Origin of the sequence: uncultured Rikenella sp., from assembly GCF_910579375.1 — a bacterium.
GTDB lineage: Bacteria > Bacteroidota > Bacteroidia > Bacteroidales > Rikenellaceae > Rikenella.
Map to the genome: position 1 here is coordinate 19279 of NZ_CAJTUJ010000015.1, position 11060 is coordinate 30338.

Annotated in this window: 10 protein-coding genes; 5 read left to right on the forward strand and 5 right to left on the reverse strand. The window is 56.4% G+C overall.

All coding sequences use genetic code 11. The features are described 5' to 3' along the window. Positions 1–6 precede the first annotated feature (6 nt). Positions 7–1536 (forward strand): sulfatase, encoded by a 1530-nt coding sequence (locus tag QZ302_RS02880; RefSeq protein WP_294592289.1) that lies wholly within the window; start codon positions 7–9, stop codon positions 1534–1536. 77 nt (positions 1537–1613) lie between these two features. Here QZ302_RS02880 and QZ302_RS02885 read toward each other — a convergent pair whose 3' ends face one another. The 5 genes from QZ302_RS02885 to QZ302_RS02905 are packed head-to-tail and all read right to left on the reverse strand — an operon-like array spanning position 1614 to position 6132. Next, positions 1614–2099: a GNAT family N-acetyltransferase gene (locus QZ302_RS02885; RefSeq protein WP_294592267.1), complete on the reverse strand. Its 486-nt coding sequence runs from the start codon at positions 2097–2099 to the stop codon at positions 1614–1616. A gap of 13 nt (positions 2100–2112) precedes the next feature. Further along, positions 2113–2700, reverse strand: a complete 588-nt coding sequence (locus QZ302_RS02890; RefSeq protein WP_294592269.1) for a cupin domain-containing protein — start codon at positions 2698–2700, stop codon at positions 2113–2115. Between the two features lie 15 nt (positions 2701–2715). Then, positions 2716–3528: a glycosyltransferase family 2 protein gene (locus QZ302_RS02895; protein ID WP_294592271.1), complete on the reverse strand. Its 813-nt coding sequence runs from the start codon at positions 3526–3528 to the stop codon at positions 2716–2718. Positions 3529–3531: 3 nt separating this feature from the next. Continuing rightward, positions 3532–4434: a glycosyltransferase family 2 protein gene (locus QZ302_RS02900; protein ID WP_294592273.1), complete on the reverse strand. Its 903-nt coding sequence runs from the start codon at positions 4432–4434 to the stop codon at positions 3532–3534. A gap of 3 nt (positions 4435–4437) precedes the next feature. After that, positions 4438–6132: a C69 family dipeptidase gene (locus QZ302_RS02905; RefSeq protein ID WP_294592275.1), complete on the reverse strand. Its 1695-nt coding sequence runs from the start codon at positions 6130–6132 to the stop codon at positions 4438–4440. Between the two features lie 83 nt (positions 6133–6215). Between QZ302_RS02905 and QZ302_RS02910 the strand changes: the two genes are divergently transcribed. The 4 genes from QZ302_RS02910 (at position 6216) to QZ302_RS02925 (ending at position 10906) form a co-directional block, all read left to right on the forward strand. Further along, entirely contained in the window at positions 6216–6875 is a 660-nt protein-coding gene (locus tag QZ302_RS02910; RefSeq protein WP_294592277.1) for a YggS family pyridoxal phosphate-dependent enzyme, read from the forward strand. Between the two features lie 29 nt (positions 6876–6904). Continuing rightward, positions 6905–7882: a dihydroorotate dehydrogenase-like protein gene (locus QZ302_RS02915; protein WP_294592280.1), complete on the forward strand. Its 978-nt coding sequence runs from the start codon at positions 6905–6907 to the stop codon at positions 7880–7882. A gap of 139 nt (positions 7883–8021) precedes the next feature. After that, the gene (locus tag QZ302_RS02920) at positions 8022–9860 is read left to right on the forward strand and encodes a 2-oxoacid:acceptor oxidoreductase subunit alpha (protein ID WP_294592283.1); all 1839 of its coding nucleotides are present in this window, start codon (positions 8022–8024) and stop codon (positions 9858–9860) included. Positions 9861–9886: 26 nt separating this feature from the next. Beyond that, complete coding sequence (locus QZ302_RS02925) at positions 9887–10906, forward strand: 2-oxoacid:ferredoxin oxidoreductase subunit beta (RefSeq protein ID WP_294592287.1); 1020 nt, start codon at positions 9887–9889, stop codon at positions 10904–10906. Positions 10907–11060 lie beyond the last annotated feature (154 nt).

Here is an 11060-nt window from a genome sequence, read left to right on the forward strand (position 1 = left end):
GTGCCGATGAGTCTGTCGGCTTTCGGAGCTTCGGCGAAAAACAAGCCCGACACGGCTTGCGATAAACCGCTGAACATCATTTACATCATGACCGACGACCACTCGTTCCAGACCATCAGCTGTTACGACGGTCGCTATAACCGCACGCCGAATCTCGACCGGCTGGCCCGCGAGGGGGTACGGTTCGGAAACAGCTTCGTAACCAACTCGATCTCCGGGCCCAGCCGGGCGGTGCTGGTGACGGGGAAACACAGCCACAAAAACGGTTTTCTCAAAAACGAGGGGGGGCAGCCGTTCGACGGTTCGCAGCAGACTTTTCCGAAACTGTTGCAACAGAACGGCTATCAGACCGCTTTGATCGGGAAATGGCACCTGTTCAGCACCCCGACCGGTTTCGACCATTGGGAGATACTGCCGGGACAAGGATCGTACTACAATCCTGACTTCATTACCTCCGAAGGGACGCACCGCGAACACGGCTATGTGACCAACATCATTACGGAGAAAGGGATCGACTATCTGGAAAACCGCGACAAGTCGAAGCCGTTCTGTCTGATGCTGCACCACAAGGCGGTACACCGGATATGGATGTCCGACACGTGCGACCTGACGGAGTTCGAGGATCGGACTTTCCCGGTGCCGGAGACTTTCTGGGACGACTATGCCGGACGACCGGCGGCGGCTGACCAGGAGATGGGCATCGACAAGGATATGGACTTGACCTACGACCTCAAGATGCTAGACAGCACGATCCTGACGCCACTCAAAGGGGCTTACGTCTGGGGCGAGCGGGCGCGGATGACGCCGGAGCAACGGGCGCAGTGGGACAGCGTCTACCAGCCTCTGATCGACCGTTTTCTGGCCGACAGCCTATCGGGAAAGGAGCTGGTGGGATGGAAGTTCCAACGCTACATGCGGGATTATCTGAAGAGTGTCAAATCGCTGGACGACAACATCGGTCGGTTGATGGAGTACCTGGAAAAAGAGGGGCTGCTCGAAAATACGCTGATCGTGTATGCGTCGGATCAGGGGTTTTACATGGGCGAACACGGCTGGTTCGACAAACGGTTCATGTACGAGGAGTCGCTGCGCACGCCGCTGTTGATGCGGCTGCCGGACTGTTGGAAAGGGGTCGAACGCGGGCGGGTCGTTCGCGAGATGGTGCAAAATATCGACTATGCGCCGACTTTCCTAACGCTGGCCGGGGCGACGGTACCGGAGGATATCCAAGGCGTTTCGCTGGTGCCGCTGCTGAAAGACGAAAAGCCGAAGGGCTGGCGCGACGCGATCTACTACCACTATTACGAGTTCCCGGGCGAACATCATGTTCGTCGGCATTATGGTGTGCGGACGGATCGCTACAAGTTGATCCATTTCTACGGCGACGATATCGATACGTGGGAGCTCTACGACCTGAGAACCGATCCGACGGAGTTGCATAACCGGTACGACGATCCGAAGTTGGCGAAGGTGCGGGCCCGTATGCACGAACGGTTGGAACAGCTGCGGGAGCAGTACGACGATCGGACGGAGTAGGCCGCAGGGAGATAAAATGCGAATCGGGGCGACATTTTCTGAAAAGAAATGTCGCCCCGATTATTTTCCTACAAAAGTCAAAGAATCAGTTCCCAAAATCCGACATCGAGCCATCTGTCGAACTTCCACCCCACCTCTGTGAAATGGGCTACTTTGCGAAAATCCAACCGTTCGTGCAAAGCCACACTGGCCGTATTGGGCAGCGTAATGCTCGCCACCGCCACATGGAGGCCCGCCGTCCGCAATCGTCCGAGCAGTTCGGCGTAAAGCTGGCTGCCGATTCCCTTTCCCATCCAGTCGCGGTGCAGATAGACGGTCGTCTCCACCGTCCGGTCATAGGCTATGCGCGTACGCCAGGTATCGGCATAACAATACCCCAGGACTCTTCCCCCCTGCTCATAAACGAGGTAAGGAAAACGCGCCGCAATAGTCTCGATCCGCTTGCGCATGGCCGGCAGGGCGATCGCCTCGTTCTCGAAGGTCACGACCGTATCGGTTACATAATGGTTGTATATTTCGCAGATGGCGGCCGCATCTTCGGCCGGTCGTACCGGACGTATCATATCCCAATCGTCTTTAATATGGTGTGTAGAGCATAGCCAGCACGCGTGCCGGTGCAGCGGTCTCGTTGACCAGAAAATGAGGGACCACGGAGTTGTAATAGATACTGTCTCCAGCCTCCAAGCAATGGATTTCGTCTCCGTAGTAGAGCGTCACTTCGCCGTCTAGCACGTACAGAAACTCTTCGCCCGAATGCTCCGAGCGGAGTTTCGCAGTCGCTCCGGAGTTCGTCCGGCCCGGCAAAACGTCTACGATCAGCGGCTCCATGTGCCGGTCGGCTTTCCCTTGAGCCAAGGCATAAAAAGCGAGATGGCCGCTCCGTTCGGCTTCGTTGCCGACAAATGCGGGATGGTTCTCCACTTCGCTCTTCCGCGCCACGACGGCCGCGCGCTCCTCTTCTCCCTTCCCGCCCCACAAGGTGCCGAGCTTAGCCCCCATAGCGCGCGAAAGCCGAATCAATATACCTAACGACGGGTTGGCCTGATTGTTTTCGATCTTCGCCAGCTTGTCCGCATCGATTCCGGCCCGTTCCGAGAGCTCTTCGATCGTGATGCCGTTCTCTTCGCGCAACTGGCGGATGATCTGACCGATAATGGCTAACATGATTTCGAATCTGGATTATTGGAGATGCTTGTCTAAACCGTTGAGACACCTGGCCGAGCGTTCACGTTTGACTGCATCGATTATTTCATTATGCATGGAAACTTTATCTCTCGAAGCCTCCGGATGGTATAAATGATACATCACACCACCGAATTTGAGCATTTTTTTCTGTACTCCGCAGTATATGAGGCGCCATGCGATCTCGATATCTTCACCTCCCCAGCTGGCCATATCTTCGTTATAGCCGTTAACCGCTATCAAATCGCTTTTCCAAAATGCCATATTACACCCTCTGAGTCGGTCGGGCTGCCCTTTGGCAAAGCGTGGGGCCATATAGCGTCTGAGCCATCCTATTCGAAGATTATTCAACATATGGTCAAATTTAGAACTAAAACCGGATTTGACCTTCATCCCGTCGACCAAGATTTTCTGCGTATACCGGGGAGTCAGTAACAACCGGCTTCCGCACACGAAAGCACCCGGCTCCGCCACATCGAGGTGGTCGGCCATGAAATGGCGTTCTAGGACGACATCGCCGTCGATTTGTAGGATGTATTCCCCTTTTGCGGCAGCGATAGCTTTGTTCCGAATCTCGCTGAGTCGAAATCCGGTATCCGGATGCCACACATGCTGAATCGGAACCGGAACGATCGACCGCATGTCTTCGATCAACTGTCGGGTTTCGTCCGTCGAACCGTCGTCGGCAACCACCACCTCGTCTGGCAACACCGTCTGGCGCGCTACGCTCAACAATGTCTGACGGAGATAATCCGGTTTGTTATAGGTAGAAACCAATAAAGTTACCGTAAAATCGCGTTTCCTCTTCATAACTTATTCTTCTTTCGGAAAACCGTAAGATGTCCAGACGCTTTTCGTACGGGCCGTCTCTTTTCGAATCGCCCGGTTCCGCTCCCACGCCTCTTCGTACACATATCCCCGTCCGTGTTCCAGATGCAGCAACACGGCCGAATAGCGCACCTGTCGCCCTTTGATGCCTGCATTCATCAGCCGTTCGCCCAGTTCCCGATCCTCACCCCCGTATTCCATCCGCTCGTCATAACCTCCGATACGGAGCAAATCGGATTTCCAACCCGAAGCGTTCCCGCCGTTCCAAGTCGCCCCGGCCGGTGTCACCGCATTCAAAAAAGCCGCCCAACGGCCCGATGTCGTGAGTTTGTTGTTTCGGAACGATTTTTTCAGCCCGTGTTCTTTGAGCCAATCGCGATCGAAACAGCGTCCGGTGAGGATATCCTCTTTGCCGATCAGCCGGGAGAGCTCCATCGGCAGCCTCACCGCTCCGCCCGACAGGAAACAGCCGGGACGTCGCAATCGGAGATGGGTCGCCAGAAAATCGCTCCGCGGAATACAGTCGCCGTCCGTCACCACGATATACTCGCTCCGTGTGGCGAGTATGCCCCGATTGACGATGCGGCACTTCCGAAATCCCGTGTCCGTCTGCCAGACGTAGCGCAACGGGAAGGTCAAATGGGGAGTCATCCGATCCAACATCTGTCGTGTCCGTTCGTCCGATCCGTCGTCGGCAATCACCACTTCGAACCGCCCGCAACTCTCGCTCTGCACCTCATATCCCCACAAAACCTTTTCGAGCCACTCCGGCTGGTTATAAGTCGAAACGACAACGGAGATTTCAGGCTTCGTGCCTGAAATCTCCGGGATGTAGTCGTACACCACGACCGCCTGCGGGTCGGATGTCGTATAGTCGGGTACCGTCATACGTTATTTTTTACCGGTTGCCTCCACGACCTTCAGGCGATCGCCTGTCGCCTCTTTGACCATCGCTTTCCACTCCTCGCTGTAGCCCGGGAAGTCCGGCATGGCCGGAATGCCGCGCCCCTGGCCGTTGTCGGTAAATACCCCTTCGGCATCCTCCTTCTTGACATTCCCGTCGATGTATTTCACCAGCAGGTAACGATCCAGCGCCACCCACGTATCGAACAACCGCTGAGCGGTATTGACCGAATAGTCGGTCAGGAAGTCGATCGCCAGCTTCGGATTCTGTTTGTAGAGCATCTCCGCCGCGCCGTCCACCGCCGGCTGTTCGGCGAAACAGCGGTTTTCGAACCGATCCATCGCCCGTTTCACGTCCGGTTGGATGATGTTATACCGCTGATAAGCGAAATTGGTGACCCGATTCACCACCCAGAACATCGACGTTTCCGAGTAGGTCGTCATATTCCCGTTCCCCACCGCATAGGCGTTCGGAATCCGGTCGATACCGCAGTAGAACGGCGTCAGCGGCGAACCGGCCGCATCGTCCACCCCGAACCAGAGCACCCCGCCGATCGGATCGGGCAGCCATCCGCGACATTCGCCCACATACCACCAGCCGGTCTGCTGCGTGGCAATGGCCCGTTCGTTGAAGAACTCTTCGTCGCCCACCTTGAAGGTCATCGGCCGCCAACGGTACGGCAGTTTGAAAGCGCCGGCTCCCGGATCGCACGTCATATCTAGCTCCGTCCCTTCGTAATGGTTGCGCATGAACTCCGCCACATCCTTGACGGTCAGTTTGTGATTCGGTTTCACCCACAGCGGCAGCCGGTTTTTCGGGTTCCGCCCCGTCACGTGGTCGAGGTATTTGTCCATCCCGTCAGTCACCTGGCGGAAGACGCTCCACACGCGTCCCTCGCAGCCCCGCATCCCGCTGTAGTCGAACGGGTTATAGACAGCCGCGAAGTCGAAATCCTTATCTTTCCCGGTGTACAGCCCCGCTTCGCGCGCAAACGAGATCACGTCCGGCGAGTAGATGCAGTTTTCCGGGTCGTTCAGCGGAAAGGTAGTGATCCGCGCCTGATTGGCATGCGCCGAAATCATCCCGTCCGGAATCCGCCGGGCCACCCACACAGCCCCTTTGTTCACATTCTTGCCGTCGACGATCTTCGTCCCCTTCCCGATGATTTCGAGCACCCACACCTCGTTCGGATCGGCCACCGAGATCGACTCGCCCGACGAGGCATAGCCGTACTCCGCTACCAGTTTCGTCATGAACTCGACCGCCTCGCGCGCCGTCCGACACCGCTGCAATGCGATATACATCAACGAACCGTAGTCGATAATCCCTGTCGTGTCGACCAGCTGATGCAAGCCGCCCCAAGTACTCTCGCCAATCAAAAGCTGGTGCTCGTTCATATTCCCCACCACCGAATAGGTGTGGGCCGCCTGCGGAATCTCGCCCAGCAGTTTGCCCGAGTCCCATTCGTAGACCTTCATCATCGTCCCGGCCGGATAGTCCGCCGCCGGACGATAGTAAAGTTCGCCGTACAGCGTATGCGAGTCGGCCGAGTAGCTAATCATCGTCGAACCTGTCTTCGAAGCCCCTTTGGTCACCAGAATGTTGGTGCATGCCATCGCGCTCGGGCCGCCGCTCAGCAGAGCTCCGGCCAGCAAAGCCGCGAAAAGTTTTGTTTTCTTCATCGGTATGCAGTAAATTTGTTTTGACTGTCGTGTCCGCGTCGACACGGACGCGGGAATGACAAATATACGGAAAAATCGAATCTATGGGAACGATTGCCGAAAATCTGGCGCACATAAGGGCCGCTTTGCCCGAAACGGTCACTCTGGTGGCGGTGTCGAAATTCCATCCGGCGGAGGCCGTGCGGGAGGCGTACGACGCCGGACAACGTATCTTCGGAGAGAGCCGCCCGCAGGAGATGGTGGCCAAATACGAGACACTGCCCCGGGATATCGAGTGGCACATGATCGGCCATTTGCAGACCAATAAAGTCAAGTACATCGTGCCGTTCGTGTCGTTGATCCATTCGGTGGACTCGTGGCGGCTGGCCGAGGCGATCGACCGCGAGGCGGCTAAGGCGGGACGGGTGATCGATGTGTTGTTGGAGGTGCATATCGCTCGCGAAGAGACGAAATTCGGCTGGGATGCCTCCGAATTGGAACATTTTTTGCAAGACGGTTCTCTGACCGGACTCCGGAACATCCGGATCCGGGGGCTGATGGGGATGGCTTCGCTGACGGAAGATACGGCGCAGGTGAAACGTGAATTCGCGAGATTACATAGCGTTTTTACAAGCTTCAAAGAGAGATACCTGCCGCAGATCGACACCTTGTCGATGGGCATGTCGGGCGACTACCCGACGGCGATCCGGGAGGGGGCGACGATGATCCGCGTGGGAAGCAGCATCTTCGGAGACCGAAAATAGTAAACAGAATAACCTACCTAATTTATATTATGAACCGAATCAAAACGAAATATCTGGGGTTGGAACTGAACAGCCCGGTGATTCTGAGCAGCTCGGGACTGACCTCGACGCTCCAACGGATCAAAGATGCCGAAATGGCAGGAGCGGGAGCGGTCGTGCTCAAGTCGATTTTCGAAGAGCAGATTATGAACGAAGTGGCCCATGTGGATAGCTACAGCGACTATCCGGAGGCTGCGGATTATGTGCGGACTTACGTGCAGGAGAACAGTTTGGGACTGTATCTCAAGCTGATCGAAGATGCCAAACAGCAGTGCTCCATTCCGATTATCGCCAGCATCAACTGCCGGGGGATCGGCGAGTGGGTCGACTATGCCCGAGTGATCGAGGCGGCGGGGGCGGATGCGCTGGAACTCAATATTTTCCTCCTGCCGACCGACAAAGAGACCTCTTCGGACGAGATCGAACGAAATTACCTGAACATCATCGCACGGGTGAAGGAGGCGATCTCCATCCCGCTGTCGGTCAAGCTGGGAGCCGGATTTACCAATCCGCTGGCGATCGTGCGGGAGATCTATTATCGGAATGTGAAGGGGGTCGTACTCTTCAACCGGTTCTATCCCACGGATATCGACATCGAAAAGATGGCAGTCAAGGCGGGGGACATATTCAGCCATCCGTCCGAACTGTCGAATGCCTTGCGGTGGACGGCTTTGGTAAACGGCTCGCTGCCGCTGATCGACGTGGCGGTCTCTACCGGCGTACACTCGGGAACCGATGCGGTGAAGGCGCTGCTGGCTGGGGCGTCGGCTGTCGAAATCGCCAGCACGGCGTATGAAAACGGACTGCAAGTGATCGGCGAGATGAATGCCTTTATCTGCGACTGGATGAAACGGCACGAATTCCAGACCTTGCGCGACGTGACCGGGCGAATGAATGCCAAGAATATAGCCGATCCGATGCTGTACGAACGGACGCAATTCATGAAATACTACTCCAACCACGAATAAGACCTCTTTTTTGAAAGACTTCATATATCGTCTCCACCTCCGAATTGAGTGGTGGAGACGATTTTTTATGTCGAGAAGGCTGTTGTATCTGCAAAAAAATGACAATATTTGTTCCGGTAAATACCTACCCAAACATAGTATGCAGCAGACAAAAGACGTAGTCATCCGGTTCTCAGGCGACTCGGGTGACGGTATGCAGCTGACCGGAACGCTCTTCAGCGACACCTCGGCCCTCGGGGGGAACAGCATCGCCACGTTTCCCGACTATCCGGCCGAAATTCGGGCTCCGCAGGGGACGATGGCCGGAGTCTCCGGTTTCCAGGTACATATAGGAAGCGAAAAAGTATTGACCTCGGGCGACTACTGCGACCTGCTCGTCGCGATGAACGCCGTGGCGTTGCGCGCCAATCGCAAGTGGCTGAAAAAAGGCGCCACGGTGATCGTGGACGCCGACAGCCTGACCGAGGCGGCTGTGAAAAGGGCCGGTTTCCAGACGCTCGATCCGTTCGAAGAGCTGGGGATTGCGGATTACAACATCATCCGTGCGCCGATCTCGTCGATGACCAAGGAGGCGCTGGCACAGACCGGGCTCGACACCAAAGCGGCGAACAAGTGTAAAAACATGTTTGCTCTGGGGATCTGTTATTGCCTTTACGACATGCCTCTGGAGCATACCGAAAATTATCTCCGCCGCAAATTCGCGAAAAAACCGGCGGTGGCGGAGGCCAATTTGCTCGCTTTGAAGGCAGGCTATAATTATGCCGCCAATACCCATATCTTCACCACCACCTATCAGGTGCCGGCGGCGGAGTTGCCCAAAGGAACCTATCGGACGATCGCGGGGAATCAGGCGACGGCTTGGGGGTTGATCGCGGCGTCTGAAAAGTCGGGGCGGCCGCTCTTTTGCGGCTCTTATCCGATCACCCCGGCGACCGCTATTCTGGAAGAACTCGCCAAACGGAAAGACCTCGGAGTGAAGACGTTGCAGGTGGAAGACGAGATTGCCGGGATTTGTACGGCCATCGGGGCTTCGTTCGCCGGGAATATGGCTGTCACCACGACCTCGGGGCCGGGGCTCTCGCTCAAGAGCGAAGCGCTCGGGCTGGCGGTGATGACCGAACTGCCGTTGGTCGTGGTCGATGTACAGCGGGGCGGACCTTCGACAGGGCTGCCGACCAAGACCGAGCAGGCCGATCTCTATCAGGCGTTGTGGGGGCGGAACGGAGAGTGCCCGCTGGTCGTCATGTCGGCTTGCACTCCGTCGGGGTGTTTCGATGCGGCTTTTATGGCGGCCAAAATCGCGATGGAGCATATGACGCCGGTTATCCTGCTCTCGGACGGCTATATCGCCAATGGATCGGAAGCGTGGCGCATTCCGTCGATGAACGACTATCCGGAGATCAAACCGCCGGTGGTGACGGAGCGTCCGGAGGGCGGTTTTCTGCCTTATGTGCGCGATCCGGAGCGTCTGGCCCGGAGCTGGGCTTTACCGGGATCGCCGGGGTGCGAACACCGATTGGGCGGGTTGGAAAAACAGGACTGCATCGGCTGCTTGTCGCACGACCCGCAAAACCACCAGCGAATGGTGGAGTTGCGGGCGGAAAAAGTGGCTCGCGTGGCCAACTACATCCCGGAACAGGAGGTGTACGGCGATTCGACCGGCGGCGACCTGCTGGTGGTCGGCTGGGGCGGTACTTATGGACAGCTTCGCACGGCGGTGGATGCCATGCGGGCCGAGGGTAAAAGCGTCTCGCACTGCCATTTCAGCTACATCAATCCGCTCCCGAAAGGGACGGAGGGGATTTTTTCGAAATTCAAGCAGATCGTCGTCTGCGAATTGAACATGGGACAATTCGCCAACTACCTGCGGATGAATTTCCCCCATATCGATTTCCAACAGTACAACAAGGTGCAGGGGCTACCGTTCACGGTAGTCGAACTGACCGACCATTTCGACACATTACTCACCCGCGCTTAGCGCGTTCGAAACAGCAGTAAAAGATCATGGTACGATATACTCCACAGGATTTCAAAAGCGACCAGGAGGTCAAATGGTGTCCGGGTTGCGGCAACCACTTTATTCTGAACGCGGTGACCAAAGCGTTGCCGGAGGTGGCCGAAGAGCTTAATTATCAGCATCAGCGGTTTACGTTCGTTTCGGGGATCGGCTGTTCGTCGCGGTTTCCGTATTATGTGCACACCTATGGGTTCCACGGGATTCACGGGCGGGCGGCGGCGATTGCCACGGGGGTGAAGGTGGCGAATCCGACGTTATCGGTATGGGAGGTGACGGGAGACGGCGATGCGCTGGCGATCGGCGGGAACCACTTCATTCACGCCATCCGTCGGAACATCGACATCAATATCATGCTCTTCAACAACCAGATATACGGTTTGACGAAGGGGCAATATTCGCCGACGTCGCCGCTGGGAAAGGTGACGAAGACTTCGCCGTATGGCACGGTGGAACACCCGTTTTCGCCGGGTGAGATCGTACTGGGTGCGCGGGGGACGTTCTTTGCGCGGACGATCGACGTGGATGTCAATCTGACGAAAGACTGTCTGGTGGCTGCGGCGAAAAACGATGGCGCTTCGGTGGTGGAGATTTTGCAAAATTGCGTGATTTTCAACGATAAGGCTTACGACGCTTTCCTGAATAAGGAGGTGCGGGAGGACAGCACGATTGTACTCCGTCACGGTGAGCCGATGATTTTCGGGAAGAATCGGGACAAGGGGCTGATTTTGGACGGCCTGAAGTTAAAAGTCGTGAAGATCGGCGAAAACGGGATTACCCGGGCGGATATCTTGGTGCACAATGCGCATGAGCCGAATCCGGGGATTCACATGATGCTGGTGAACATGAAAGCGCCGGATATGCCGGTGGCTCTCGGGGTGATCCGGGCGGTGAAAGACCATACGTATGACGACCAAGTGCGGGATCAGTTGATCGAGGTTCGGATGCGGGCCAAGATTTTCAACATGGATCAGCTGCTGCACAGCGGCGAAACATGGGAGGTTAAATAAACCATTCGGTTGCTGTGTCTACCCTGCTGGAACCGTACCTTTCTTTCAAGAAAGGTACCCAAAGAACTTTTGCAGAGGTCGTCCCGGTGGGACGACCACGGGTTCTCTCCGCCTTGTTTCGTTGGGCTGTGGTTTTCCGGCGCGGCGCGCTTAA